This window comes from Nannocystis sp. RBIL2, from assembly GCF_026626745.1.
Lineage (GTDB): Bacteria > Myxococcota_A > Polyangia > Nannocystales > Nannocystaceae > Nannocystis.
In genome coordinates, this window is the sequence record NZ_JAPNJW010000002.1 from 895,310 (window position 1) to 920,840 (window position 25,531).

The following is a 25,531-nucleotide window of genomic DNA, read 5'->3' on the forward strand; positions in this document are numbered from 1 at the left end:
CGACATCCGGCGGCGCTTCACGACCCGCGCCCGACCAAACCCGCGCGGCGCTGCAGCGCCGTCCGGCGACCCTTCACCCGCGCCCGACCCCCACCGGCGCGAGACTGCAGCGACGTCCTGGTTCCCGGGACGAGCTCGCGGCCTTCCTCGCCGGCCTCGGACCACCCGTGCAGGCTGCCCCACCCGCCCGACGCGCCGCGCTCGCCATCACTCCCCCGCGACGACGAGCGCGATCGCAGGCGTTTCTCCTTATCGCTCTCTCATGGTCTCCGAGACATGCCCCAGAGGACCTTGCCTTCAAGACATGCCCATAAGGACATGTCCTCCAGATCATAACGCGCGCTGCGCCGCCTCGACCAGCGACCACAGCCCGAACACCATCGCCGCGAATACGCCGGCCTGGGCCGCGAGCACCAGCACGAAGTTGTCGCGGGTCACCCCGCACACCCCGGCCGTCATCATCAGCCCGCCGCCGAACAGGGCCGCGTAGACCGCTGAGCCGAGGAACGGGCGCGCCTCCGGGGCCCCGAGCAGCGGGATCAGGGCCAGAGTCACGAACAGGAGCCCGCAGCTGAACCGCGCCACGAGGCCGAAGAAGCCGGCGTAGCCGCGAAAGCGCGTCAGCAGCGGGATCACGGCCTGGAACGCGCCGACCACCGGCACCAGCCACAACGCCAGGCGCGTGGTGCCGAGCGCCGTCGATGCCACCTGCGCCTCGGCCGGGGCCACACCGGTGGCGACCACGGTGTCGACGATCTCCTTCGTCGCCGCCACCAGGCGCGAGAGGTTGCGCAGGCTCGGCCCGGCGCCGAAAGTATCGAGCTGCTGCAGCGCCGGGGCGATCAGCGGCTTCACGCTGTCGAGCTCGCGCGAGCCCTCGATGTGGCGACGCATCGCCTCGACCCCGAACACGTCGGCAGTCGCCGGGCCCCCGGCGCGTACGTCCACCAGCGGCAAGAAGAACGACGCGGCGAGCAGCGCCCCGCCGATCGACGCCGTCACTTTGGTCAAGCTCAGCGGCCCATCGGTCACGCGCACAGGCTAGCGGGCCGCGCGCGGGCCCGAAAGTCCTGCTTGCACGGGCGCGCCCGCTCGCGTCCCATGGCCGCGTGCTCCTCCGCCCGTGCCGTCCCAGCCTCCGCGTCCGCGCCGCCCTCGCCGCGGCCGCCGGCCTCGGCGCCCCTACCCCCGCGGATGCGCACGAGCGTGGCCTGTCGCAAGCCGAGCTGCGGATCGCCGACGCCCGGGTCACCGCCGAGCTGGTATTCGCCCGCCCGGAGATCGTCGAGCTCGTGCCCGGCGCCGACGCCGACCGCAGCGGCCAGCTCGACGAGATGGAGCTCCTGTCCGTCGAGACATTGCTCAGCGAACAGGTCCTCGCGGGCATCCAGATCTCCCTCGGCGCCGACGCCTGCCCCGGCGCGGTCGACAAGCTCACCTTCGTCGAGGAAGACGGCCTCGCGGTCTCGGTCGGCTTCACCTGCCCCGGCCCGGTCGACGCCTTCACCGTCCGCTTGCCGCTGCTCGCCCGCCTCGCCGGCGGCCACCGGCTGCTCGGCCATGTTGTCTTTCAGGACATGTCCTCACGGCCAGATGTTCCGCCGCTCGACTTCGTGGCGCACCGGCGCAGATCCGCGCTGACGATCCGCCGGCCTGAACTCGCGCCGGCCCCTGCACCGCAGCCCGTCCCACCGCCCTCCGCCATGCCATCCACGGCCGCGCCGGAACCCACGCCCGCCCCTGCGCCGCCGCGCTGGCCGTGGCTGGTCCTCGCGGTCGCGCCCGCGGGCCTCGCGGTGGTTTTCCTCCTCCGACGCCGCCGACCCGCGTAGGATCGCCGGGTGACCGACGTCGACATCCGCGAGCTCGTGCGCCACGGCGCGACCATCGAGGCCATTCGCCGTCACCGCGCCCGCCACGGCGGCACGCTCCTCGCCGCCCGCGCCGCGATCGAGGCCCTCCGCTGGGAGTTCACGCAGGCATCCGGCCCCACGCTCTCGGCCTTCGAAGCGGAGATCGATCAACTGCTGCGCAACAATCAGAAGATCGCAGCGATCAAGCGCTTCCGCGAGGTCCACGGCGTCGGCCTCAAGGAAGCGAAAGACGCCGTCGATGCGCGCGCCGACGCGCTGGCGCGACGCCGCTGAGACCTGGCACAGGTCCTGACCGCGCCGCCGTTCCTCCACCAGCGACCTCCCGCCATTCACGTCGCCCGTCAGACCGCCGCTCGTTCCCCGGACGAGGCGACGGCGCGGCAGCGCCGTCTCGCTAGCCCATCGTGTTTGCGGCCGGACCCTGCGAACAGCATCCACTGCAGCGCACCGTGAGCGAGGATCCGCGCAACGAGAGAGCGCCACAGCTCTTCTGAGAGGCCGATCGTTCGCCGCCACGAGTGTTTCTCGCGCGCCACACAGTGCCTCCCATGCGGACCTGAAAGAACCGTCGACATGCCCTTTCGGACAGCCGCTCGTTCGCCGGCAAGCAGACGACCACGCACAGCCGCTGGCGTTTCTCGCTCGACCGCAATGCCTCACAGGCGGACAAGAAGAGAACCATCGAACTTCGACGAACCATGCGAGGGGATCAGCGCACCGAAGAGCGACACATGCCCTTTCGGACAGGCCTCCTGTTCGCCGCCGAGCGGACGACGGCGCACAGCCGCTGGCATTTCTCGCTCGCCCCCGATGCCTCCCAGACGGACAAGAGACGAACCGTCGAACCGGCGAACCCTCAGGGAGGATCAGCGCATCGAAGAGCGCCACATGCCCTTTCAGACAGGCATCCCGTTCGCCGACGAGCCGACGACTCCCAGGCGGACAGGAGAAGAACCTTCGACCGCAACGAACCCTCAGGGATATCCGCGCACCGAAGAGCACCACATGCCCGTTCGGGCAGGCCGATCGTTCGCGGACAAGCAAACGACGGCGCCCCGCCGCTGGCGTTTCTTGCTCCCCCCGATGCCTCCCACACGGACAAGAGAAGAACCATCGAACCACTACGAACCTCAGGGAGGATCAGCGCACCGAAGAGCGCCACATGCCCGTTCGGACAGGCCTTCCGTTCGCCGACAACAAACGACGGCGGCCGGCCGTGCCCCCCCGATGCCTCCCACGGCCCTGAAAGGCCGTCGCCTTGTGACGACCGCCACCAAGGACCGACTCTCGGCAAGAATGGTTCAGCGCACCGAAGATCGCACATGACCTTTCGGACAGGCAGCTCGTTCGCCGACGAGTCAGCGACGGCGCGCCACCGCCGGCGTTTCTAGTTCGCCCGCAGTGCCTCCCACGCGCACCCAAAGGAATCCGTCGAATCGCTACGAACTGCCAACAAGGATCGGCTCTCGGGCGCTCATCGCATGGCCTTTCGGACAGCCCGCGCTTTCGCCAGGTGACGGACGATCGGGCGCCGCCGCTTCTCGCTCACCCGCACCCGGGCCTTGGAGACACCACGTCCTCTCAGACCTATCGATGCCCGCCTGAAGCCTCCCGCTGGCGCGACGCCGCCGAGACCCCCAGCGCCCCTCCGCGTCATTCGGCCCGACGCCCTCGGACCGCCGTCGAATTGCGACGACCCCTCCGCGATGCGCGCGCCGCTCCGACTCCCGCAGGGCCTCCCCGAGTCGGGAGCCGCGCGAGCGCTGCCAGCGCATCACCGCGAACGCCTCGCCCCCGCCCGGCGGCAGCCGAGCGACCAAACGACGAGAGCCGCCATGTGGCGGCTCTCGTCCCATGAACTGGGCAGATTCAGTTGTGGGCGCGATAGGGATCGAACCTATGGCTTCCACCGTGTGAAGGTGGCACTCTACCGCTGAGTTACGCGCCCGCAGCGGGTGGAGGCGCCTTATAGCCTTCCTCGCTCCCGACCGCAAGCCCCCACGTTGAGCCCCGCCAGCCTGAACTGCGCTGGCGGGCAGGCAGCCGCGGTGCGAAACCGCGGCCTGCCGCCGGGTTTCAGCCCGGCTCCATCCCGCGGGCTTGCTTGATGAGCTCGCGGAGTTGCTTCGCGCCGAGCTGGGTCGCGGCGACGGCCAGCTCGTTGAGCAGCTCCGACTTGCCGCTGTTGCGGTGCTTCGTCTTGGGCAGAAGCTCGCTGGGATCGCACCCGAAGGCCTGTGAGAGCAGCAGCAGCGACTCGATCCGCGGGGCCTTGTAGCCGAGCTCGAGCTTGTTGACGGTGGTGACCGTCAGCCCGGTGGCCTTGGCGAGCTCCTCGATCGTCATGTGCGGCCGCCAGCCCGTCTCGTTCTGCCGCTTGCGGCGCGTCTTCGGCGGCGGCGTATTCATTCGCCACTGGCGAATGCGCTTGCCGATCTCTTGTGCAACTTCGTTCTCGTTCATGGTCCCGTCGCTCATCTGTGGTGGATTGGGGAGAGTCAGACCATGACACATGATTCCTGGCGCTTAGAACAGTCACCCAATGGAGATAACTCATGGGGGAACCCGGCCCCAGCGACAGGACCTCTGGGACCTGTCCTTCGGGACCGCCTCCAAGGGTCCGATCGCGCACCAGAACCTTCAGGCATGCCCCAAGCGCCAGCGCCGGAAGGCCAGGTGCCATGGGTCACATGCGCCCGCCGATCCGCGCCTGGCCCTTGGCACAGGCGGAGGCGGCGCTGCGATCGTCGGCGGCGCTGCGCTGGAACGCCGCTCGAGATCGAGGCCCGAGATCGGTGAGACGGGGCCGATCTCGGTCGGACGAAGCGACACGCGCGTCGGCGATCACGGCCCTCCGGCCGGCGGCCGAGAACGTCCGGGAAGCGTCGGACGACGGTCGGACTTCGGCGGGCGAGAACCGCCCCAGAACCGGGCCAGACGGGCGAGCACGGGCCCGCGCGGCGATCTTCGCTATCGTGAAAACCATGCGCAGCGTCCGCCTCCTCGGGCTCCTCGTCACCGCCTTGTTCCTCCCCGCCTGCCCCATCGGCCTGTTCGGCGACGGTGACACCGACGGCGACGACGACGACGACGACAGCAACGGCGCCAACGGCTTCATCTCTGCGACCGACGGCGCCTCTGCGGGATGGACCGGCGACACCGGCGGCAGCTGGGACAGCGGCGATCAGCCGACGACCACCGGCATCGAGATGACGGGCGCCGACAACGAACCCGAAGCCGGCTGTCCGTGCGCCGAGGGCACCGAGCTCGTGTACGTCCTGTCCGATGTCGGCTCGCTGTGGAGCTTCGATCCCAAGTCCGGCTCCTTCTCTTTCATCGCCGACATCCACTGCGGCGGCCTGACCGAGACCTATTCGATGGGCGTCAGCCGCAAGGGGCGCGCGTGGATTCAGTACTGGGACGGCGACCTCTACACCGTCGATCTCAACGACGCCAGCGACCCGGTCGAGTGCAAGGACCCGGGCTTTGTCCCCGACAATCCGATGTTCCCGCAGTTCGGCATGGCCTTCGTCGCCAACAGCCTGAACGACCCGTGCGACAAGCTCTACGCCCACTCCGGCATCTCCCCCGACCTCCAGGGCCCCGACGTCGGAGCGCTCGGCGTCATCGATCCGCAGACCCTCAAGCTGTCGACGATCGCCGGCATCGACTACGCCTGGGGCGAGCTGACCGGCACCGGCACCGGCAGGCTGTTCGCGTTCCAGGGCTCGTCGCCGGCGCTCCTCACCGAGTACGACAAGGCGACCGGTGACATCATCGACGTGCTCCCCCTGCCCGGCCTGCAGAGCGAGAGCGCGTTCGCCTTCGCCTGGTGGGGCGGCGATTTCTACCTCTTCACTTCCACCGGCGACTTCGTCACCAACAGCGAGGTGTGGCACCTCGACTTCGACAACAGCGACGACAGCGACCAGGCCCTCACGCTGCTCACCCAGGCGCCCATCCGGATCGTCGGCGCCGGCGTCTCGACCTGCGCCCCGCCGCTGCCGATGTGACGCGCGCCGCACCCAGGCTGTCGAGAAGGACATGTCTCATCGCACATGTCCTTCTCGGCATGTCTGTAGGCACGCTGCGGGCCCCCGCCCATCCACGCCTCGAGCCGCAGCGGACTGCCGGCGCTCTGCTCATTCGGTCGCGGCCAGGAACGCCGCCGCGCGGGCCAGCACCGCCGGGCGCCACTGCAGCACGCTGTGGGCCCCGCCCACCAGCTCCGGATCGATCCCCGGCAGGGCGGTCTCGGCGACGCCGACCAACCCGTCGTTGTTGCCGGCGATCCAGCGCGAGTAACCGCGATCACCCATGCGCTTGCCGCCGGCGAGGATCAGCACCTGCGCGCTCGTCGGCGGCGGCGGCAATGTGGCCGCATGGTCTGGCTGCAGCACATCGGCCGCGGCGCCGTACAGCCAGCGGAACGGCTTGAACCCGCGGAATCGGGCGGCCAGCGCCGCGCCCTGGTTCGGCGGCGCCAGCATGGCCACGCGCTGACGATGCGCCTGTTCGGCCGCGCCGGGTCGCGCGAGGTAGGCCCGCGCGACCAGCCCGCCCATGCTGTGGGTCAAGATCCCGAGCATCGGCACCTTCTGGCCTTCGAGCCAGGTGGCGATGAACTGCTCGAGCCGCTCCGCGTGGCGCTCGAGGCTGTCGCTGCGCGTCGCGTAGCCGAAGGCCGCCGCCTGGAAGCCGCGGTTGCGCAGATACCGGACCACCGGCCACAGGCCCACGCGCGAGCGCAGGGCCCCGTGGATCACCACCACCGGGATCGCCGGGCGCGTCACGTTCGCGGCGTCCACGGGCCCCCCTCCCACTGCCGGGCCACGTCCGGCTGCGCCGCCGCGCGGCCGGACAGCATCCACCACGCGACCGCGGCCGCCAGCAACAGCCCGAGACCCGAGACCTGATGCAGCCGCAGCGGCCCGAGCGTCAGCGGCGACGCGTCGAAGCGTAGCGGCTCGAACAGCACCGCGCGGCCGATCAGAAACACCGCCGCGACCGCGAGGAACGTCTGGCCCGAGAACCGCCGGAGCCGGCGCATCAGCAGGCCGACCCCCAGCGCCACCGCGCAGGTCGCCGCCAGGTAGAGCTGGACAGGATGCACCGGCGCCGACGTCGCCTCGCTCAGCCCGGGCAGCCCGGGGAACGCCGCCGTGTGCAGCAAGAACGCCGGCGAGCCCGCGGGGTACGTGACCCCGAGGACATGTCCGAAGTCACCTGGTCCGACGTACATGCCGAAGTCGGCCCCGGCGAAGAACGCACCGACGCGCTCGAGCACCCCGCCGAGCGCGACCGCCGGCGCCCAGCAGTCGAGCCAGGCGAGCGTCGGCACGCGGAAGCGACGGCAGCCGATCGCGGCCACGGCCAGCGCCACGAACAGACCGCCGAACACTGCCAGGCCGCCGGCCGGCAGCGAGCGCAGGTGCGACAGCTCGAGCGCCTGGCCCTGCTGCAGCAGATAGCTCGCGCGCGCCGCGAGCAGCCCGGCGATGGCCGACAGCACGAAGACCGTGCCGAGGACCTCGGTCGGCAGCTTGTCGCGGCGAGCCAGCAGCAGCGAGAACAGCCAGGCCGTCACCAACGCGACGGCGACGGCGAGCCCATACGGCGTGATGGCCCACCCGAGACCCGGGAGGGTGAACAGCTCGGGCGCCATCGTCGCGGGTCACTCTTCGGCGTAGACCGCCTCTTCCTTCTCTTGCGCCTCTTTACACTGGATGCACAGCGGCGTCTCCGGCCGTGCTTGCAGGCGCTTGAGCGAGATCGGCTCCTCGCACTCCTCGCAGGTGCCGTAGGTGTTCTGGTCGATCTTGCGGAGCGCGAGGTCGATCTTCTCCATCAGGAACTTCTCGCGGCCACGCAGGCGGAAGCTGAAAGCCTGCATGTACTCGCTGGACGCCTGGTCGACCTCGTCGAAGCGATCGTCGGGCGACAGCACCATGTCGCTCTCGAGCGTTCGCTGCGCCTGACTGATGAGGGCGTTCCTCCGCTCGAGCAGCATCGCGCGGAATTTCTCGTTCTGAGCTTTCGTCAAGGCCATCGTGACGACTCCGTCCTCTCTGGGGTGCGCACCGAACAGTTCCCCGGTTAGGCAGTGTGGGGCCCGGGCTCGCGGGTTGTCCAGGGCGGACCGCCAGAATGGGGCGGCAGGGTAGCTTAGCGAGTGTCCTGGGTAAACACCCCGCGGACAAAGAAGCTGAGGAGTTCGTCAGCGAGCCGATCTGGATCGGCGAAGGGCGTGGGCGGCGCCGCAGAAGCGACACCGACTTCGCCTGGTTCGCTGGCTGCGGACAACGCCGAAGGCTCGCTCGCTTCGCCCGCAAGCGCACTCGGCGCGGTCGAGGTCGCGCGTCGTCCCGCGAGCATGCGCGTGAGGATCTCTTTCAGCGCACCGAGAGCGCTGACGGCGATGATCGTCTCGTCGCACTCGCGCGCGATCCCGAGGCGATGACCCACGCGGACCGCCTGTCCGATCAGTCCGATCACTTGCTCGTAGAAGAGGTCGAGCTGCGCTCGCGCCTCGGCATCGAGCGCGTCGTCGCGGAGCACGATCGTCGCGAGATCTTCGTGCTGCAGCACGGTGTGGATCACACGGCGAAAGTTGGCCCGCATCTGGGCCAGCGGTTCGCCCTCGGTCGGGTCGAGCGAGATCTTGCGGACGCTGCCGCGAATGACCGCCAAAAACCCCGCCGAGAGAGCGGCGAAGATCTCACGCTTGTTCGTGAAGTAGAGATAGAAAGTGCCGCGCGCGATCCGGGCGGCGTCGATGATGTCGCCGACCGACGTCGCGTGGTAGCCCTTCTCCTTGAACACCTGGGTGGCGGCCGCCAGGATGAGCCCGCGCCGCTGTTCCCGCCGCGCTTGCGCACGCGCAGAACGGCCGTCCGTACCACCCTCAGCCTCGCCCTGGGCACCTTCGTCCGCGGCCGAGTCCGGTCGGCCCGCAACCGGCCGCAGGCGGCCAAAACCGCGCGGATCGGCGGCGGCGAGAGCGCCCTGGGCGGCCGGTCCTGTCCCCTCGTCCATCCCCGGCGCGCCGTGGTCGGCGTCATGCTCGCGGTTGACAGCCAAACGCCGCGAAGCCTACCCTAAATTCCGCGATTTTCACCAGCGGAGACCACATCGGCATGGCTAGCTCGGACAAGCGCAAGCAGTCGCTCTATTTCCCCGAACAAATGCTTAAGGAGATCCAGGAGGAGGCGAACCGCCAGGACCGCTCGCTTTCGTGGATCGTCCAGAAAGCCTGGAAGATCGCGCGCAAGGACATCATGAAGTACCCCAGCGTCAACGAACTCGCGGATGACGCCCCGGATGACGAGCGCGGGCGGAACGAGTAACCGCTCCCCCGACCCCTTGGCGGCCGGGCCGCTCGCGCTTCGCCTTCGGCGTGACGACGGGGCTTCGATTCGCCTCTTCGTCAGCGGCCCCAAGGACGCTCCCCCACCCGCGATCTTGATCCTGGACGGCCTCGGCTGCGCAGGATGGGCTTTTGAACGCATCGTGCCGCTGCTCAGCGAGCAGCGGCGCGTCGTGTTCATGCATTATCGCGGGCATGGACAGTCCCCCGACCCGCCGCGGCCGTGGCGGCTCAGCATCCCCACGCTGGCCGACGACGCCGCGGCGGCATGCGAGCACCTCGGCGTCGGCCCGGTGGTCGTGGTCGGCTTCTCCATGGGCTTCCCGGTCGCGCTGGAGCTGTACCGCCGGCATCGCGAACGCGTGGCCGGCTTGCTCTCGTTGGCCGGGCCCAGCGGCCGCGTGCTCGACAGCTTCCAGGGCACGCAGAACTTCCGTCGCCTGCTGCCGCTCGCGCTCGCGGCCACCAAGATCGCCCGCGACGTCACGACCCGTACGTGGCGCAAGTGGCTGCCCTCCCCGCTCTCGCGCGAGCTCAGCCTGCGCAGCGGCCAGGTCAACGCCGAGCGCATCGAGGTCGCCGACCTCGAGCTGTACATGCGCGGCATCGCGGCGATGAACCCCGAGCTGTTCCTCGCGGTCGTCGACGAAGCCCAGCGCCACAGCGCCGCCGACGTCCTGCCGACCATCGCAGTGCCCACTCTGGTGGTGGCCGGAGCGCGCGACAACTTCGTCCCGCTGGCGACGATGCGGGCCCTGGTGGCCCAGATCCCCCGCGCCCAGTGGAAAGTTTACCCCGCCGCCACGCACGCGCTGCCAGCCGAGTTCCCGCTGGAGATCGCCGACGAGATCGCCGGCTTCATCGACCACACCGTGGCGCCTTCGATGTCCTCAGGGACATGACCTCTTAGACATGGCCGAAAGGCCATGCAGCACGGCCCGCTGGCCCGCGCCAGCGGCCACGCGCTCCCGATATCCTCGCGCCCCTCCGTCCGCGCGCAGTCGGGCTTCGTCGGCTGACGGCCGCCGGCCTTCGCCTCAGGCGGCTGCACGTGCGTCCGTGCGAGGGGGCGGGCTCCGCGACGGTTCGCGCGTCTCCACGGCCCTTCGAGAGCCACGCGGCTCAGCGCGCCGCGCCTCGGGCTGCGGTCCGCACCGCGGACCGGCTCACGTCCGCGTCGGCCTCACTTGGGCTTGGCGGTGGGCGCGGCGGAGCTGGCGGCCTCGTCCTTCTCGACGACGAAACGGACCAGCTTCTTGATGGTGTTGTTGCGCTCGATGTTGCCGAGGATCTTCACCAGGTCGTCGTACGCCTTGGGGTCCTTGAGCAGCTTGCCGAGCGTGCCGTCGCCCTTCTCGATGGTGGAGACGACCTTGCTGACGTTGTCGAGCGTCTCCTCGAGGTCCTTCACCATCTCGCCCTTCGGGTCGTAGACGACCTTGGCGAGCAGGCTCTTGTTGTTCGGATCCTTGAGGTCCTTGATGACCGTCGAGACGTCCGACATCACCTTGCGGCCGTCGTCGACCAGCGGCTGCAGGTTGTCGTCGATCTTCGTCATGCTGCTCTTGGCCTTGGCGACGAAGCCGTTGAGGTTCTGCGCGGTGTCGCGGACGCTGCGGAGCGTCGCCCCGAAGTCGCGCACGTACTGGTCGTCGTTGAGCAGCGCGCCGACCAGGCCCTTGCCTTCGGCGATCTGGCGCGACACCTCGTTGACGTTGGCGAGCAGGCCCTGGACGTTGCGGATCGTCTTCTCGTCGCCCATCGCCGACGCGAGCTCGGCGATGCCGCCGATCGTCTCCTCGACCTTGCCGAACACGCCGTCGACGCGCTCCTTGACGTTGTCGAGCTCCTCGATGAGCGAGGGCGTGGTCTGGATCCGGCCGCCGGAGGGGATCGGCGCGCCACGGCCGACCGAGATCTGGACCAGCTGATCGCCGAGGAGGCCGTTCTGCGACACCGTGGCGCGGCTGTCCTCGCGGATGTGCTGCAGGCTGTCGGCGAACACGCTGAGGGTCACGCGGATGCGCTTGTGGTCGGTCGTGAAGCCGTCGCACACGCCCGTGTTGCCGGTCCACGAGACGCGGCGGTAGCGGCGGCGGAACTCCTGCGTGACGCACACCTCGTCCTCGCGGCACTGCGAGTCTTCCTCGCACGGCGGGTGGAGGTCCTTGTTGAAGGAGTACGCCTCGAGCTCGGCGCACTTGCCCTCGGGCGCGCAGAACATGGTGCGGTCGCAGTCGTCCGTGCGCTCCTGGCCGAAGCGGCCGCGGTCCTCGGTCAACGGGTTGCACGGGTACTCGAGCTCGACGAACTCGCGGTCCTGCACCACCCCGATCTCGATGCCCTCGAGCTGGACCGGGCTGCCCTTCTTGAGGCCCGAGACCTGGCGGAAGTCGGCGTAGACGAGGCCCTTCTCCTTCCAGGTGCCCTTGCCCTGACCGATGATGAAGATCGACAGCACCCCGACGGCGCCGAGGCCCAGCACGAACAGGCCGACGATCAAGTTGAGGCGTGCTTCGTCCTTGCGGTTGGCCATCAGTCCTGGTCCTCGTGATAGATGCCGTTGATGAACTCGTGGACCTCGGGCGCCGGGTTCGCCTGGATCTCGGCGGGGGTGCCGATGTACGGGAACTTCCGCTGCCACAGCATCGCCACGCGGTTCGAGCAGTTCCACGCGATCGGCATGTCGTGGGTCACGACGATGCTGGTCACGCCGAGCTCTTTCTGCAGCTTCCGGATCATGTGGCCGATGCGCTCGATGTTGGCCGGGTCGAGGCCGGTCGTCGGCTCATCGTACAGGATCACCTCGGGCTTGATGGCGATCGATCGCGCGAGCGCGGCGCGCTTGCGCATGCCGCCGCTGAGGCTGGCGGGCATCCGATAGAGGATGTCCTTGTCGTACCCGAGACCCACCATGTCGAGGCACTCCCTCGCGCGCTCGAGCATCTCCTGGTCCGACATCTTGGTGTGCTCGCGCAGCGCGTAGGTGACGTTGTCGAACACGCTCATGGAGTCAAAGAGCGCGCCGCCCTGGAACACCATCGCCACGTTGCGGCGCAGCTCGCGGAGGTTCTCGGCGTCCATCTCGCCGACCTCCTTGCCGCGGTACAGCACGTGGCCGGCCTCGTACGGCAGCAGCCCGATCATCAGCTTGAGGCACACGCTCTTGCCCATGCCGCTGCCGCCGATGATCGTGAACGTCTCGCCGGCCTCGACGGCGAAGCTCATGTCTTCGTAGATGATGTTGTCGCCGAAGCGCTTGTAGACGTTGCGGAGCTCGATGATCGGCGCCATGGCGAACTATCCGACCGGCAGGAAGATCGTCGTCAGCACGAAGTCGAACACGATGATCGCCACGCTGGTGGCGACCACGGTGTTGGTGGTCGAGATACCGACCGCCTCGGTGCCGAACTTGGTCTGAAAACCCTGATAGCAGCCGATGAGGCCGACCAGCAGGCCGAACGTGAACGACTTCACGAGGCCCGAGATGTAGTCCATCGGGTACAGCTCGTCGATGTACGTCTCGTAGAAGTACTCGGCCGGGACGTCGAACACGAGGTCAGCGATGAAGGCGCCGCCGATCAGCGCGAGGACGTTGCCGTAGATGTTGAGCAGCGGCAGCGTGACCGTCGAGGCGACGAGGCGCGGCCACACCAGCTTCTTGATCGGGTCGGCGCCGAGCGAGGCGATGGCGTCGATCTGCTCCGAGACCTTCATCGACCCGAGCTCGGCGGTGACGCCCGTCGCGATCTTGGCGCCGATCGTCAGCGCCATCAGCGTGGGCACGAGCTCGCGCACGAGCGCGAGCGCGGCGGCCGAGCCGACGGCGTTCTTGGCGCCGAAGCCCATCAGCGCCTCGCCGAACTGCCACGTCAGCGCCATGCCGACGAACACGCCCATGAGCGTCGACAGCGGGAGGCTGCGGATGCCGAGGGCGACGATCTGCGAGAAGACGTCGTAGATGCCCCACGGCCGCTGGACGCCGCGGATGAGCGACCGACCGAGCAGGAGCGAGATGCCGCCTGCCCAGTCGAAGCCGGCGCGGATCGCTTCACCGATGTATTCGAACGGTCTGCGCACGCTCACCCGCCCCGGGTCGGGAAGGCAAACCCGTTGACGACCTTGGCGAAGTCTCCGCGTCCGCTCTCAAAGCTGCGCGGCGGCGCGATGTACTCGAGGTCGAACAGGCAGCCGTCTTTCTTCACCACGTAAATCTCCATCTGGGTCTTGATGACCCCGTCGATGGAGGCAAGCACGACGGTGCGGACCGCGTCGCGCTGGATCAGCGTGATCCGATCCTGCGACACCACCTCCCACTCACGAAAATCGATGCGCAAGTGGTCGGTGAACTGCTCGAGCGAGCTGTCGCCGTGCATCTCGCACTGGCTGTCGAGCACGATGACGGCGTCGAGCCCGTCATTGTACCACGCGACCTGGGTGCCCTTTTGCGAGAGCGGGCGCCAGGCCGAGCCGGGGCTGCCGAAGCTGTAGGTCGCTTCATGCGAGACCGACGTCTCACGGCGCTTGTAGTAGGTGTTACCGTAGCCGACCCAGCCGCTGCACCCCGTGGCCACCACGGAGACGAGAGCGACGCCGAGAAGGACCTGGGGGGAGCTGGAGGGCCGCACGGGCGGCGCCAGTGTAACAGCGTATGCGGAGCCAGCACCACGGCGCGCCTGAGCAGCCCAGACATTCACTCGGGGTCAATCGGCCCCGCCCGCTGGCAGCCACAGATCAGCCAGCGCGAGGTGATGTTCGGGGCCCCAGGCGGCCGCCAGGCCTGGACAGGGACCGTGCGGCGAGGCTCCAGCGAGGTCTGTCGACCACACCGCGTACGTCTGGAGCAAAGAGAGCGTCTCGGGGTGCGGGTGACAGTAGGAATTGTCGCCGCCCGCAGAGATGATGACCAGCGCGGGCGCTGCAGCGGCCAGAACGGCCTGGGAGATCCCGGTGCGGCTGCCGTGGTGGCTGGTCCACAACACATCGACGGCGCCGCATGCACGTGCAGCGGCCTCGACCTGGACGAACGGGAGATCGCCTGGAGCGAGAAGCGTGGTGCCTTCGACCTCGATGCACAGGGCCAGACCGCGCTCGTTTTCGGCCGCGCGCTCTGGCGGCGAACCCGCAGCGACGACGCGGACCGTCATGCCCGGCGCGTCCCAGCGATCGCCGGGACGCGCGGCGGTGCGAGGAGAGCCGGCCGCGGCGTAGGCGATCGCGGCGGGGGTCTCGGGCATGCCACCCATGCCGCGATCCCAGCGCTCGCGCAGCTCGAGATCGTCGTCGGTGCCGGCGAGGTTGTCGGGCCCGGCGAGCGCGCGCGCGAAGCCGCCGATGTGGTCGTTGTCGAAGTGGGAGAAGATCCACAGGTCGACTGCGGCGAGGTCGTGCGCGGCCAGAGCGGCGAGGATCGGCTCGCTCGCAGGCGGCGGACCGGCGTCGATCAGCACTGTGTGGCCCTCGCGACCGACGAGCAGGAGCGCCGAGCCCTGGCCGACATCGATGAAGTGGAAGCCGGGGCCCGACGGCGGCGGCGCGAGCCCGGGTCCGACGTCGAGCGGCGCGAGCGGAGCGGCCGACACGAGCGACAGCGTGAGGAAGAAGTTCGCATGCACACGGTGAGGTCGCTTGAAGCCGACCCTCTTTTGCAGCGCGACTTTTTTTCGCGGCGGTGCAAGAGCGGGCCCGGTTCGAACGACCTCACCGTGTGACCCCTGTCCTCGCTCTCTTCTTGTTGTTCTCGCCGGCCGTCCACGAGCCGCCGGCGCTGCTGCTGCACGGCGGAAGCGCCGCGCCGCGAGCCTGGCTCGGCGCGGTCCGATCGTCCTTGTGGGTCTGCTGGGACGACGGCAGCCGTCGCGGTGCTCCCGACGCGGCGTGCTGGCAGCGCGTCGATCTTCCGCCCGGCGCGCCCGATCCCCGCGAGGCGCGTGCGGCCTTCCTCGACGCCGCCACCGCGGTGGTGCGCGGGGCCGACGACGCGACGTTCGTGCTGACGCGCAGCGACCCGTCGCTGCAACCCGCCGACGCGGCGATCGATCCGCGCGAACGCCTGGCCGCGATCGCCTGCAGTCCCAACGGACATGTCCCGATCTACAGCCGCGGCAGTTGGGCCTGGGCACCCTCCCCTTGCCCGTTGCCAGCCGGTCAGTGCGTCCGCGGCCCGGCGCTGGCTCGGATGCGCCGGCCGGTCGGGCTGGACGTCTTCGTGCGCCTCGAGCTGCGGGCCGACGCGCGCCAGGGCGTCGGACCGGCCGTCGAGGCGACCACGAGCACGTCGGTGGTCGCCAGCCTCGGCGTCGCCTTCGACCCGCTGCGCTGGGTCGGTCGTCAACTCGCCTGGCACGAGCTGCACGCCGCCCGTCATCCGCAACTGCGCGAGCTGCCGGCGACGCGCAGCCGCGGGCCGCTGGCGACCAAGGAGCGCGAGGCCCTGGCGGCGGTCGTGTGCGGAGGAGAGGTCCGATGATCGCGGCCGGCTCCTTCCTTCTATGGACCCTGGCGTTCGCGCCGGCGCCTCCGCCCACGCCGGTGCCCGAGCCGGCGGCCCTCGAGCGAGCGCTGGCGGCCCTGCCGGCGCGGCCGAGCATCGCCGAGGTCCAGCAGGCGGTGATCCAGCGGCTGGCGCTTGGGCCCCGAGGCGCGCGGCGGCTGCTGGCGCGGGCGAGGGCCGCGGGCGCCCTGCCCAGCCTGCAAGGCGAATACGACCAGACGATCGACCGCGACTACCAGCTCGACCAGGCCGCGGGCACGGCCGACGCGCTGACGCAGGACCTGGGCGCCGGGCGAGGCGCGAGGGTCCGGGCGACCTGGGATCTCGGCCGCCTGGTCTTCAACCCGGACGAGCTGCGGGCCGCCCGGGCGATCCTCGACGCCGCGGCTGAGCGCGAGCGGGTGCTGGTGGCGGTGACCCAGCTTTACTTCGAGCGGCAGCAGCTGTTGCTCGAGATCGCCCTGCTCCCCGCCCGCGACGGCCAGGAGGCGATCGGTCGGCGAGTGCGGGTCGCCGAGATCGAGGCCGTGCTGACCGGCCTCACCGGCCTCCGCTTCTGATAAGCTCCCCGCTCGTGACCGCCGCGAGGCCCGCCAACGATCGCTTCGTCTGTGACCTCGCCGTCGAGCTCGACACCGGGCGCGCGCGGATCTCCGGGCGGATTCGTGACATCACCGAAGCCGGCCTGTGTTGCGTCGTCGGCGATCCGGTCGGCGCCGGCATCAACGTCACCGCGCACCTGCGGCTCGTCTTCGAGTGGGGCATGAGCGAGCCGCTGCCGCTGCTCGGGCAGGTGCTGTGGTTGACGCCGACCGAGGGGCAATACCAGGTCGGGGTCGCGTTCTCGCAGCCGACGCCCGACGTGTGGCAGCGGTTCGATGTGCTGCTCAAGATCCTGTTCGGCCAGATCAACCTGCCGACGCCGGCCGCGAACTGATCGCGAATCGCCCGGCGCGCCCGCGCGCGGGGGTGCAGATCGTGACGCGCTGTGCATCTGGATGCACGCGCCGGGAGGGACGATGCGGCGATTCGGCGTGCATCCAGGTGCACACGGGCTGCGAGTCCGCGCCTCGGCCCGCGGGTCGTGACTGGCCTAACCGGGCGCCAATATTGACTCTTCTTCCGAGCTGGCGGCATATCGTCCGGACCCTGCCCGAGGCTTGCAGGGCGGCCAGGCCGAGAAGGACGCCGCATGATCCCAGTCGCTCAAGTACCGTCGCCCGAGGGGGCATCCCGCGCCGACAATCGCCGCGCCCTCAGCATCCTGGCCCGCTCCCTGTTTCGTCAGATGCGGGAGCAAGGCTACACACCGGAACAGATCGTCGCGCTGTCGTCCGAGTTGCTCGAGCTCGTCAGCCACGATCTTCGTCAGGTCCGCGAGGCGACGGATGCCCGCTGGGCCGCCGAGTGAGCGGGCCCGACGCATTTCTGTTCGGCTGTCGGGGCCGTCGTCCGCCTGGCCCCTGACTGCGCCCTGAGAACTCACGCGTGTCGGCGTGGACTTGCCTGCGGAGGGTCGGTATGGGTCCGCCATGGCGACTAACGCAGACGCCCCGCTCGCTATCAACACGCTGGACCGGCTCGACGTCGGCAATCGTCGCGTGTTCGTGCGGGTCGACTTCAACGTCCCTTTGAAGGACGGCCAGGTCCGCGACGACACGCGGATCCAGGCCACGCTGCCCACCCTCCGCAAGCTGCAGGAGCGCGGCGCCCGGCTGATCCTCGGCTCGCACCTCGGCCGGCCGGACGGCGCACCTGACCCGAAGTTCTCGATGGAGCCCGTCGGCGCCCGTCTCGCCGAACTGCTCGGGTGCGAGGTCCGGCTGCCCGACGAGGTCGTCGGCGACGGCGTCACCAAGCTGGTGCACGACACGCGGGCCGGGCAGATCGTGCTGCTCGAGAACCTGCGCTGGCACCCCGGCGAGACCCGCAACGACCCCGCCTTCGCCCAGGCGCTGGCCTCGCTGTGCGACGCCTACGTCAACGACGCCTTCGGCGCCTCGCACCGGGCGCACGCCTCGATCGTGGGTGTGCCAGGGCTGGTCGCCGACAAGGCCGCGGGGCTCCTGCTGCAGGCCGAGGTCGAGGCGCTCGGCCGCGTCATCCACAACTCCGAGCACCCGTTCGTGACGATCGTCGGCGGCGCCAAGGTCAGCGACAAGCTGCCGGTGCTGCTGGCGATCCTCGAGCGGCTGCGGCCCGGCGACAGCATCCTGATCGGCGGGGCGATGGCCAACACGTTCCTCGCCGCCACCGGCGTGGAGGTCGGCTCCTCGCTGTTCGAGCCCGATCGGTTCGCCGACTGCAAGAGCCTGCTGACCCGCGCCGGCGCTCGCGACGTGCGCGTGCTGCTGCCGACCGACCTGCGCGTCGGCGTCGGCACCAAGGCGACCTCGGCCAGGGTGATCCAGGTCGAGAGCGGCACCCTCGGCGACGACGAGATGGCCCTCGACATCGGCCCCGCCAGCGCCGCGCGGTTCCGCGCCGCCATCCTCGGCGCCAAGCTGGTGTTCTGGAACGGGCCGATGGGGCTGTTCGAGAACTCGGTGTTCGCCGAGGGCACCCTCGCGGTCGCCAAGGCGGTTGCCGATTGCGGCGGCTACACCGTGGTCGGCGGCGGCGACAGCGTCGCGGCCCTGCAGGACAGCGGCGTGGCCGACAAGATCGACCACGTCTCGACCGGCGGCGGCGCTTCGCTGGAGATGATCGAGTCCGGCGGCAGCCTGCCGGGCATCGATGTCCTGCTCACGAACCGGAGCGCGTGACGTGGCACGAGTTCGCTGGACGATCGGCAACTGGAAGCAGAACCTGTTCCGCGGCACGGCGGAGCTGTTGGCGACGGAGATCGTCGACGGCCTCCCGCCCGAGCTGCTCGAGGGACCGGTGCGGACCAAGATCGGCGTCTCGCCGACGCTGGTCGCCCTGGAGGCCCTCGCCCCGTGGAGCCGCCCGGCCGGGCCGCTCTATCTGTTCGGCCAGAACTGCGCCGCCCAGGAAGAGGGAGCCTTCACCGGCGAGGTCGGCCCGGGTCAACTCGCCGACGTCGGCGCCCACGGCGCTATCCTCGGCCACTCCGAGCGCCGGGCCCACTTCCACGAGGACGACGCGCTCATCGCTCGCAAGGTCCAGTGCGCCCTCCAGGCCGGGCTGCGCGTCGTGCTGTGCGTCGGCGAGGGGCTCGAGATCCGCGAGAGCGGCGAGCACGAAAACTACGTTATTTCGCAGCTTTCGGCCTCACTCGCTGGAGTCGATCCTGAGCTCTTTCAGGACCGCCTGATCATCGCTTACGAGCCGGTCTGGGCGATCGGCACCAGCAAGACGGCCAGCGCGCGCGATGCCGGAGCGATGCACCGACGCATCCGTACCTGGCTCACCGAACAGCATGGCGCGACTGGCGCCGACAGATCGATCCTGTACGGTGGTAGTGTGAAGCCCGGAAACGCGGCCGGACTCATGGCCGCGGGCGATGTCGACGGCTTCCTCGTCGGCGGGGCCTCGCTCGAGGCCGAAGCCTTCCTGCAGATCATCCGGCTCGTCGCCGAGGCCAGCTAAGCCGAGCAGCTCCCCATGTTCGACATCATCGTCACCATCGTCTCGGTCCTCTACATCCTGGTGTGCCTGTTCATGGTGCTGGTCATCCTGCTGCAAGCGGGGCGCGGCGGCATGGGCACGGCGCTCGGTGGCGGGGCCAGCCAGAGCGTCTTCGGCGGCGGCGGCAGCTCCGACGTTCTGGCAAAGGTTACGCAGATTTGCGCGATGAGCTTCATGGTCTTCGCGATGTTCCTCGCGTACGCCGGCAGCCACTCCGGGTCGGACCGTCTGCAGGAGCGCAGCGAGGAGACGGCTCCCGCAGAGGAGGACGCCTCCGGCGAGATCAACTGGGAGGCGATCGGGCCCAACCCGGTCAACCTCGAAGCGTTCTCGGCGCCCGCCGGCGAGTCCGCGCCCTCCGAGGCGTCGACCCCCACCGCGGCTGAAGAGCCCGCTGTGCCGCCCGTGGACGCTCCTGCGGCCGACGGCGAAGCCCCGGCCGAGCCGACTCCGGCGGCCGACTCCGGCGCGCCGGCTGCCGAGGCGGCGCCCGCCGACTCCGGCACCCCGGCTGCGGGTGCCGCGGCTGCTCCCGCTGGCGCCGATGCTCCGGCAGCGCCCGCCTCCGACGCCCCGGCCGCCCCTGCCGCCTCCGACGCTCCGGCCGCAGCCCCCGTGAAGGCGGCGCCCAAGAAGGCTGCGCCCAAGAAGGCCGCCAGCAAGGCTCCTGCCGCCGAGGCCGAGTCCCCCGCGGAGGCGCCTGCTCCCGCGCCCGAGCCCGCAGAGGCCCCCTGAGCGATGCTGGAGCGCTTCGCCAAGGTCGAGGGGCTCGGCAACGACTTCCTGCTGCTCGACCGGCGCGACGCCTCTCCGGCGGTACTGGACGCGCTGGTCGCCCGCCTCCACGCCGCGGCCCCTGCCCTCTGCGACCGGCGCCTCGGCGTCGGCGGTGACGGGATTCTGGTCGTCGGGCCGCCGCGCACCGCCGAGGCCGCCGCGACCATGATCGTCGTCAACCACGATGGTTCGCGCCCGGAGATGTGCGGCAACGGCCTCCGCTGCGTCGCCCTGGCCGTCACCGGTTCGGTCCGCCAGGTGGTCATCGACACCGACGCCGGCCCGAAACCGTGCGCCGTGCGCGAATTCCACCCGAGGACATGTCCTTCCGGACAGGTGGCGATCGACATGGGCCCGCCCGATCTGCTCGGCCCCCGACGCGTCGGCGGGCGCTCGTTCGCGGCGGTGTCGATGGGCAACCCGCACGCGATCGCGTTCGTCCGCGACGAGGACCCCGAGGCGCTGGCGCGGGGCGACGGTCCGGCGGTCGAGCGCGACCCGCAGTTCCCCGGCCGCACCAACGTCGAGTTCGCCCGCGTCGAGGCCGACGGCAGCATCACTCTGTGGGTGTGGGAGCGCGGCTGCGGGATCACCTCGGCCTGCGGGACCGGGGCGTGTGCCACCCTGGCCGCAGCGATCGCCGAGGGCCTCGCGCCCTACGCCCGCGACGTGGTCGTGCACCTGCCGGGTGGGCCTCTGGTGCTGCGACAGGACCGCGCCGGCGGCTCGATCACCATGACCGGGCCGGCGCGAGTCGCTTTCGTCGGCGAGGTCGAGGTCCCCGCGACGTCGCCCGCCGCGTGACCCCGCCGCTCACAGCGGCATCAGCGGGTCACACGTGAACTCGACCTTGAGGGTCGCGTCCTTGTCGTCCTGCGCCAGGTCGCAGGCGTCGGGGCAGAGGATGACCTTGCCGCTCTCGACGTAGAACGACATCGAGTCGCACTGGTCGACGCTCGGGACCTTGCCGAGGAGCAGCGGGTTCATCTGGCCGCTCGGCGTGAACTCGACGACGATCGAGTTTTCATCGAGCGTCTTGCCTTCGGGCGGCGGCGGGATCTCGAAGTCGCAGGCGATCTTGGCGTCCGCGACCACGCCGTTGGCGATCGCCTGGAACACGACGTCGTACTTGCTCGTGTCGCACAGCGGGAAGCGCAGCGCGCCGGTGATGTTGCTCAGCGTCTGGTAGCCGGTCCCGTTGTCCGCGGCCGTCGGGCACTTGCCGGTGACGATCGGATCCACGTCCGAGTACGGCTTGTCGGCCGGCATGTTGTAGGCCATGCCGACGATGCTGTACCACTTGTAGTTGCGGTCCTCCTTCGAGTCGCCGAAGTGCTGCGGGGCCACGGCGATGAGCCGCTCGTCGAACTTGGTGGCCGCGGTCAGGCCGCTGTTGACGTTGTTGTTGTCGTCGTAGCTGATGTTGTTGTACGAGCACTCGACGCCGTCGTCGGTGAGCTCGAGGAAGATCTTGAACGCGTCGGGGCGCAGCCACTTCTGCCAGCCCTCGGGGGCGAAGCCGTACTCGTCGTCGGTGTTGCCGTTCAGCGTCTGCAACAGCCGGCACCACGAGTTGTGGCTGCCGATCTCGACGCTGTAGTGGAAGAACCGGTCGCCGTTGACCGGCTTGTTGGGCGGGTTGGTACAGCCGCCCTGCGCGATGCCGCCGAGTGGCGCCTCGATGCACACGCTCTCGGCGGAGTCGTTGCCGAAGCGGGACACCATGATCACGCGGTAGTCGAGGCCGCTGCTCTCGATGATCTGGGCGAAGTTGACGTTGATGTTGTCCTGGACGCCGACGATCTCGTTGCCCATGCTGCCCGAGTTGTCGATCGTGATGATGATGTCGACCGGCTTCGGGATCAGCTCCGCCTCGGCCTCCTGGGTGCCGCACGAGGTCGGCAGGATGTCGCAGGTGACCGAGCAGCCGTTGTCGGGGCCGTTGTCCGGCCCGAGGTCGCAGGTCTCGCCCGGATCGACCTTGCCGTCGCCGCAGGTGTTGAGCACGCACTCCTCGCTGCAGGCGGCGTCGGGGCCGTTGTCCGGGCCGTTGTCGCACTGCTCGCCGACGTTGAGCTGACCGTCGCCGCACACGCCTGGCTCGAGGCCGGTGGTGGTCGTGGTCCCGTCGGTGAGGCCGTTGGTGGTCGTGCTCTGGCTCGTGCCCTCGGATGTCCCTTCGGATAGGCCGTCGGTGGTGCTCGTGGTGCCGCTCATCGGCTCGACGGTGGTCGAGCTCGTCGGCCCCACTGTGGTCGACGTCGGCCCGCCGGTGGTCGGCGCCGTCGTTCCGGTCGCAGTCGCCGAACCCGAGCCCTCCGAGCCGCCCGTCTCGGACTCGTCGGCGGTGCCGGCGGTGCCGGCCGTGGCCTCGCTAGCGACGCTCGTGACCCCGGTCCCCGAATTGCCCATCGTGCCCGCAGTCGACCCGCCCGCGCCGTCGTCGGAGCACGCGAACAGAACCAACGACGCACAGCCACTCGCCAACCAATGCTCGACTCTCATATGTCTACGAACCCCCTCACCCACTCGTCGGCCAGGATATCACGGGCGACGAAATCTGGGGGCGCACACACCCACTACGCGTAAAACGGCAGGAGGAGGCCCTACATCTCGGCTTCAGGCGCTCACCGGCGCGCGCGTCGGTGTCAGTTGCGCCGCGAACGGTGGTTCGTGCCACCGCGAGCCGATGAACGCTGCTCCTACAGATCGAGCGCGCCCTGCCAGCCGGGCGGGAGCTCGAGGCCGAGGTGACGCGCAGCCTTCATGGTCGCGACGCGCCCCCGCGACGTGCGGAGCAGGAAGCCGCGCTGCAGCAGGAACGGCTCGACGACGCTCTCGAGGGTGTCTCGTGGCTCGCCGAGGCTGGCCCCGAGGGCGTCGACGCCGACCGGACCGCCGCGGAAGTTCTCGACGATCATCGTCAGCAGGCGGCGGTCGAGCATGTCGAGGCCCTCGCTGTCGATCCCGAGCTCGAGCAGCGCCGCGGTCGCGTCGGCGAGCTCGATCGAGCGCGCGCCACGGACCTGGGCGAAGTCGCGGACGCGGCGGATCAGGCGGTTGGCGATCCGCGGGGTCCCGCGCGAGCGCCGGCCGATCTCGAGCGCCGCGGCGCCGCTGACCGGGACGCCGAGGATCGACGCGGTGCGGCAGACGATCGCGGCCAGCTCGTCGTCGCCGTAGAACTCGATGGCCTCGATGATCTGGAAGCGGTCGCGCAGCGGCCCGCTGAGCAAGGCGGTACGCGTGGTGGCGCCGATGAGGGTGAACGGCGCCAGCTCGAAGCCGATCGTGCGCGCGCGCGTGCCCTCGCCGACCGGCAGGTCGATGCGGCCGTCCTCCATGGCCGAGTAGAGGCTCTCCTCGACCGTCGGCGCGAGCCGGTGGATCTCGTCGATGAAGAGGACGTCGCGCGACCCCAGTGCGGTGAGGTGCCCGGCGAGCACGCCCTTGTGCTCGATGGCTGGCCCCGAGGTCAGGTGCAGGCGCACCCCGAGCTCGTGGGCGAGGATGTGCGCCATCGTCGTTTTGCCGAGGCCGGGCGGCCCGTGGAGCAGCGTGTGGTCGAGCGGCTCGTCGCGGCCGCGGGCGGCGCGGACGAACACCTCGAGCTTGCGCTTGAGCGCGGCCTGGCCGACGTACTCGGCCAGGGACTGCGGGCGCAGCGAGGGCCCCTCCCCCGCCTCGCCACCCGCGCTCGTCGGCGTCACCGCGGCACGGCCTGGCTCTTGCGACATGTCCGATGCGCCAGCCTCGGCCGCCCGCTCGCCGGGCCGCTTGCGACCCTTGGGCGGACGCGGGGGCGGCGGCGGGCCGTCATCGTGAGGGACGCGCATGGTCGGACCACGATAGCCGAGCGGCCGGCCCGCGGCCACCGGGCGTCACTCCCACTCGATGGTCGCCGGCGGCTTGCTGCTGATGTCGTAGCAGACGCGGTTGATGCCGCGGACCTCGTTGATGATGCGCGCGCTCATGGTCGCCAGCAGCTCGTAGGGCAGCCGGGCCCAGTCGGCGGTCATCGCGTCGGTGCTGGTGACGGCGCGGATCGCCAGCGCGCTCTCGTAGGTGCGGCCGTCGCCCATCACGCCGACGCTCTGCACCGGCAGCAGCACGCCGAACACCTGCCACAGCTGACGGTAGAGCCCGGCCTTGCGGATCTCCTCGATGATGATCGCGTCGGCCTCACGCAGCAGATCGCAGCGCCCGGGCGTCACCTCGCCGAGGACCCGCACCGCCAGGCCCGGACCGGGGAACGGGTGGCGCCACACCATCTCTTCCGGCAGCCCGAGCAACAGGCCGAGGCGGCGGACCTCGTCCTTGAACAACTCACGCAGCGGCTCGACCACACCCATGCGCATGCGCTCGGGCAGGCCGCCGACGTTGTGGTGGGTCTTGATGGTGACCGAGGCGCCGCGCAGGTTCACGCTCTCGATCACGTCGGGGTAGAGCGTGCCCTGGACCAGGAAGTCGGCGCCGCCGAGCTTCTTGGCCTCTTCCTCGAACACCTCGATGAAGGTGGCGCCGATCCGCTTGCGCTTGACCTCGGGGTCGGTGACGCCCTGCAGCGCGGCGAAGAAGCGCTCGCGGGCGTCGGCGACGATCAGCTTGTTGTGCAGGCGGCCGGCGAACATGCGCTCGACGTCCGCGCGCTCGTCCTTCCGCAGCACGCCGTTGTCGACGAAGATGCAGTGGAGCCGCTCGCCGATGGCGCGCTCGACGAGGAGCGCGGCGACCGAGGAGTCGACGCCGCCGGACAGGCCGCAGATCACGGAGCCTGAGGTGCCGACGCGGGCCTGCACCACGGCGACGGCTTCGTCGACGAAGCGCGCGGCGCTCCAGTCGCGGGCGAAGCCGGCGGCGTCGAGGAAGGTGGCGATGATCTCGTCGCCCCGCTCGGTGTGGGTGACCTCGGGGTGGAACTGCACGCCCCACAGCTTGCGGTCGGGGTCGAAGACGACCGCGTGCTCGCAGTTGTCGGACGAAGCGAGGGTGTGGAAGCCCGGCGGCAGCGAGACGACGCGGTCGCCGTGGCTCATCCACACGCCGACGCGTTCGCCGGCCTGCAGGCGCTTCAGCGGGCCCTCGGAGCGCGCGACGGTCAAAGTCGCCGGGCCGTACTCGCGCCGGGTCGCGCGATCGACCTGGCCGCCGGAGCCGGCGACCATTAAGTAGAGGCCGTAACAGATGCCGAGCACCGGCACGCCGAGCTCGAGGACTGCGGGGTCGAGCTGGGGCGCGCCGTCGTCGTAGAGCGACGACGGGCCGCCGCTGAGGATGATGGCCTTGGGCGCGCGCGCGGCCAGCTTCTCCGCGGAGGTGTGGTACGGCAGGATCTCCGCGTAGACCCCGAGCTCACGCACGCGCCGGGCGATCAGCTGGGTGACCTGCGAGCCGAAGTCGAGGACGACGAGGGTCTGATGGGCCATGAGG

At 70.1% G+C, this 25,531-nt stretch carries 27 protein-coding genes and 1 tRNA gene; 13 read left to right on the plus strand and 15 right to left on the minus strand.

The genetic code is table 11. From position 1 onward, the window contains the following. Nucleotides 1–330: 330 nt before the first annotated feature. Complete coding sequence (locus OV090_RS28735; protein WP_267707823.1) at nucleotides 331–1,032, minus strand: hypothetical protein; 702 nt, start codon at nucleotides 1,030–1,032, stop codon at nucleotides 331–333. 77 nt (nucleotides 1,033–1,109) lie between these two features. Between OV090_RS28735 and OV090_RS28740 the strand changes: the two genes are divergently transcribed. Together OV090_RS28740 and OV090_RS50995 are read left to right on the plus strand one after the other, a co-directional pair. Beyond that, the gene (locus tag OV090_RS28740) at nucleotides 1,110–1,832 is read left to right on the plus strand and encodes a hypothetical protein (protein ID WP_267707824.1); all 723 of its coding nucleotides are present in this window, start codon (nucleotides 1,110–1,112) and stop codon (nucleotides 1,830–1,832) included. Nucleotides 1,833–1,841: 9 nt separating this feature from the next. Then, nucleotides 1,842–2,147: a ribosomal protein L7/L12 gene (locus OV090_RS50995; RefSeq protein WP_267707825.1), complete on the plus strand. Its 306-nt coding sequence runs from the start codon at nucleotides 1,842–1,844 to the stop codon at nucleotides 2,145–2,147. A 1,603-nt stretch (nucleotides 2,148–3,750) separates the two neighbouring features. Here OV090_RS50995 and OV090_RS28750 read toward each other — a convergent pair. Continuing rightward, a tRNA-Val gene (locus OV090_RS28750) sits at nucleotides 3,751–3,822 on the minus strand. Between the two features lie 128 nt (nucleotides 3,823–3,950). Then, nucleotides 3,951–4,352 carry a helix-turn-helix transcriptional regulator gene (locus tag OV090_RS28755; protein WP_267707826.1) on the minus strand — a complete coding sequence of 134 codons (402 nt, stop codon included), beginning with the start codon at nucleotides 4,350–4,352 and terminating at the stop codon, nucleotides 3,951–3,953. Nucleotides 4,353–4,858: 506 nt separating this feature from the next. On the opposite strand from OV090_RS28755, the gene OV090_RS28760 reads away from it, so the two are divergent. Next, a complete protein-coding gene (locus OV090_RS28760) occupies nucleotides 4,859–5,887 on the plus strand; it encodes a hypothetical protein (RefSeq protein ID WP_267707827.1) in 1,029 nt (342 codons plus the stop codon). Between the two features lie 129 nt (nucleotides 5,888–6,016). Here the strand turns inward: OV090_RS28760 and OV090_RS28765 are convergent, their stop codons facing one another. The 4 genes from OV090_RS28765 to OV090_RS28780 form a co-directional block, all read right to left on the minus strand. Continuing rightward, entirely contained in the window at nucleotides 6,017–6,682 is a 666-nt protein-coding gene (locus tag OV090_RS28765; RefSeq protein ID WP_267707828.1) for an alpha/beta fold hydrolase, read from the minus strand. Beyond that, nucleotides 6,664–7,539, minus strand: a complete 876-nt coding sequence (locus OV090_RS28770; protein WP_267707829.1) for a prolipoprotein diacylglyceryl transferase family protein — start codon at nucleotides 7,537–7,539, stop codon at nucleotides 6,664–6,666. The genes OV090_RS28765 and OV090_RS28770 overlap by 19 nt, the downstream gene beginning before the upstream one ends. Nucleotides 7,540–7,548: 9 nt before the next feature. Then, nucleotides 7,549–7,923, minus strand: a complete 375-nt coding sequence (locus tag OV090_RS28775; protein WP_267689369.1) for a TraR/DksA C4-type zinc finger protein — start codon at nucleotides 7,921–7,923, stop codon at nucleotides 7,549–7,551. A 116-nt stretch (nucleotides 7,924–8,039) separates the two neighbouring features. Next, nucleotides 8,040–8,954 (minus strand): TetR/AcrR family transcriptional regulator, encoded by a 915-nt coding sequence (locus OV090_RS28780; RefSeq protein WP_267707830.1) that lies wholly within the window; start codon nucleotides 8,952–8,954, stop codon nucleotides 8,040–8,042. A gap of 56 nt (nucleotides 8,955–9,010) precedes the next feature. Here OV090_RS28780 and OV090_RS28785 point away from each other — a divergent pair, with 56 nt between their 5' ends. Further along, a complete protein-coding gene (locus tag OV090_RS28785) occupies nucleotides 9,011–9,220 on the plus strand; it encodes a TIGR04563 family protein (RefSeq protein ID WP_096334150.1) in 210 nt (69 codons plus the stop codon). Then, the gene (locus OV090_RS28790) at nucleotides 9,195–10,142 is read left to right on the plus strand and encodes an alpha/beta hydrolase (protein ID WP_267707831.1); all 948 of its coding nucleotides are present in this window, start codon (nucleotides 9,195–9,197) and stop codon (nucleotides 10,140–10,142) included. The genes OV090_RS28785 and OV090_RS28790 overlap by 26 nt, the downstream gene beginning before the upstream one ends. A gap of 281 nt (nucleotides 10,143–10,423) precedes the next feature. Here the strand turns inward: OV090_RS28790 and OV090_RS28795 are convergent, their stop codons facing one another. The 5 genes from OV090_RS28795 to OV090_RS51000 form a co-directional block, all read right to left on the minus strand. Further along, nucleotides 10,424–11,776 (minus strand): hypothetical protein, encoded by a 1,353-nt coding sequence (locus OV090_RS28795; RefSeq protein ID WP_267707832.1) that lies wholly within the window; start codon nucleotides 11,774–11,776, stop codon nucleotides 10,424–10,426. Further along, nucleotides 11,776–12,534, minus strand: coding sequence for an ATP-binding cassette domain-containing protein (locus OV090_RS28800; RefSeq protein WP_267707833.1), 759 nt, complete (start codon nucleotides 12,532–12,534; stop codon nucleotides 11,776–11,778). The genes OV090_RS28795 and OV090_RS28800 overlap by 1 nt, the downstream gene beginning before the upstream one ends. A gap of 6 nt (nucleotides 12,535–12,540) precedes the next feature. After that, a complete protein-coding gene (locus OV090_RS28805) occupies nucleotides 12,541–13,326 on the minus strand; it encodes an ABC transporter permease (protein WP_267707834.1) in 786 nt (261 codons plus the stop codon). Further along, nucleotides 13,323–13,868: a hypothetical protein gene (locus OV090_RS28810; protein WP_267707835.1), complete on the minus strand. Its 546-nt coding sequence runs from the start codon at nucleotides 13,866–13,868 to the stop codon at nucleotides 13,323–13,325. Before OV090_RS28810 ends, OV090_RS28805 begins: the two co-directional genes overlap by 4 nt. Nucleotides 13,869–13,943: 75 nt before the next feature. Then, a complete protein-coding gene (locus tag OV090_RS51000) occupies nucleotides 13,944–14,855 on the minus strand; it encodes an MBL fold metallo-hydrolase (protein ID WP_267707836.1) in 912 nt (303 codons plus the stop codon). A 92-nt stretch (nucleotides 14,856–14,947) separates the two neighbouring features. Between OV090_RS51000 and OV090_RS51005 the strand changes: the two genes are divergently transcribed. The 8 genes from OV090_RS51005 (at nucleotide 14,948) to dapF (ending at nucleotide 20,905) form a co-directional block, all read left to right on the plus strand. After that, nucleotides 14,948–15,709: a hypothetical protein gene (locus OV090_RS51005; RefSeq protein ID WP_267707837.1), complete on the plus strand. Its 762-nt coding sequence runs from the start codon at nucleotides 14,948–14,950 to the stop codon at nucleotides 15,707–15,709. Then, nucleotides 15,706–16,293 (plus strand): hypothetical protein, encoded by a 588-nt coding sequence (locus OV090_RS28825; RefSeq protein WP_267707838.1) that lies wholly within the window; start codon nucleotides 15,706–15,708, stop codon nucleotides 16,291–16,293. Before OV090_RS51005 ends, OV090_RS28825 begins: the two co-directional genes overlap by 4 nt. 14 nt (nucleotides 16,294–16,307) lie before the next feature. Further along, the gene (locus tag OV090_RS28830; RefSeq protein WP_267707839.1) at nucleotides 16,308–16,670 is read left to right on the plus strand and encodes a PilZ domain-containing protein; all 363 of its coding nucleotides are present in this window, start codon (nucleotides 16,308–16,310) and stop codon (nucleotides 16,668–16,670) included. A 255-nt stretch (nucleotides 16,671–16,925) separates the two neighbouring features. Then, entirely contained in the window at nucleotides 16,926–17,144 is a 219-nt protein-coding gene (locus OV090_RS28835; RefSeq protein WP_267707840.1) for a hypothetical protein, read from the plus strand. A 121-nt stretch (nucleotides 17,145–17,265) separates the two neighbouring features. After that, a complete protein-coding gene (locus OV090_RS28840; protein WP_267707841.1) occupies nucleotides 17,266–18,498 on the plus strand; it encodes a phosphoglycerate kinase in 1,233 nt (410 codons plus the stop codon). Beyond that, nucleotides 18,470–19,285, plus strand: a complete 816-nt coding sequence (tpiA, locus tag OV090_RS28845; RefSeq protein ID WP_267707842.1) for a triose-phosphate isomerase — start codon at nucleotides 18,470–18,472, stop codon at nucleotides 19,283–19,285. The genes OV090_RS28840 and tpiA overlap by 29 nt, the downstream gene beginning before the upstream one ends. Before the next feature lie 15 nt (nucleotides 19,286–19,300). Then, nucleotides 19,301–20,059 carry a preprotein translocase subunit SecG gene (secG, locus tag OV090_RS28850; protein WP_267707843.1) on the plus strand — a complete coding sequence of 253 codons (759 nt, stop codon included), beginning with the start codon at nucleotides 19,301–19,303 and terminating at the stop codon, nucleotides 20,057–20,059. A 3-nt stretch (nucleotides 20,060–20,062) separates the two neighbouring features. Beyond that, nucleotides 20,063–20,905 carry a diaminopimelate epimerase gene (gene dapF / locus OV090_RS28855; protein ID WP_267707844.1) on the plus strand — a complete coding sequence of 281 codons (843 nt, stop codon included), beginning with the start codon at nucleotides 20,063–20,065 and terminating at the stop codon, nucleotides 20,903–20,905. A gap of 9 nt (nucleotides 20,906–20,914) precedes the next feature. On the opposite strand, the gene OV090_RS28860 is transcribed toward dapF, so the two are convergent. From OV090_RS28860 to guaA, 3 genes are all read right to left on the minus strand, one after another. Beyond that, nucleotides 20,915–22,567: a hypothetical protein gene (locus tag OV090_RS28860; protein WP_267707845.1), complete on the minus strand. Its 1,653-nt coding sequence runs from the start codon at nucleotides 22,565–22,567 to the stop codon at nucleotides 20,915–20,917. A gap of 236 nt (nucleotides 22,568–22,803) precedes the next feature. Continuing rightward, nucleotides 22,804–23,937: a Holliday junction branch migration DNA helicase RuvB gene (ruvB, locus tag OV090_RS28865; RefSeq protein WP_267707846.1), complete on the minus strand. Its 1,134-nt coding sequence runs from the start codon at nucleotides 23,935–23,937 to the stop codon at nucleotides 22,804–22,806. A gap of 45 nt (nucleotides 23,938–23,982) precedes the next feature. Continuing rightward, on the minus strand, nucleotides 23,983–25,527 hold the full coding sequence (gene guaA / locus OV090_RS28870; RefSeq protein ID WP_267707847.1) for a glutamine-hydrolyzing GMP synthase: 1,545 nt from the start codon (nucleotides 25,525–25,527) through the stop codon (nucleotides 23,983–23,985). Nucleotides 25,528–25,531: the final 4 nt, after the last annotated feature.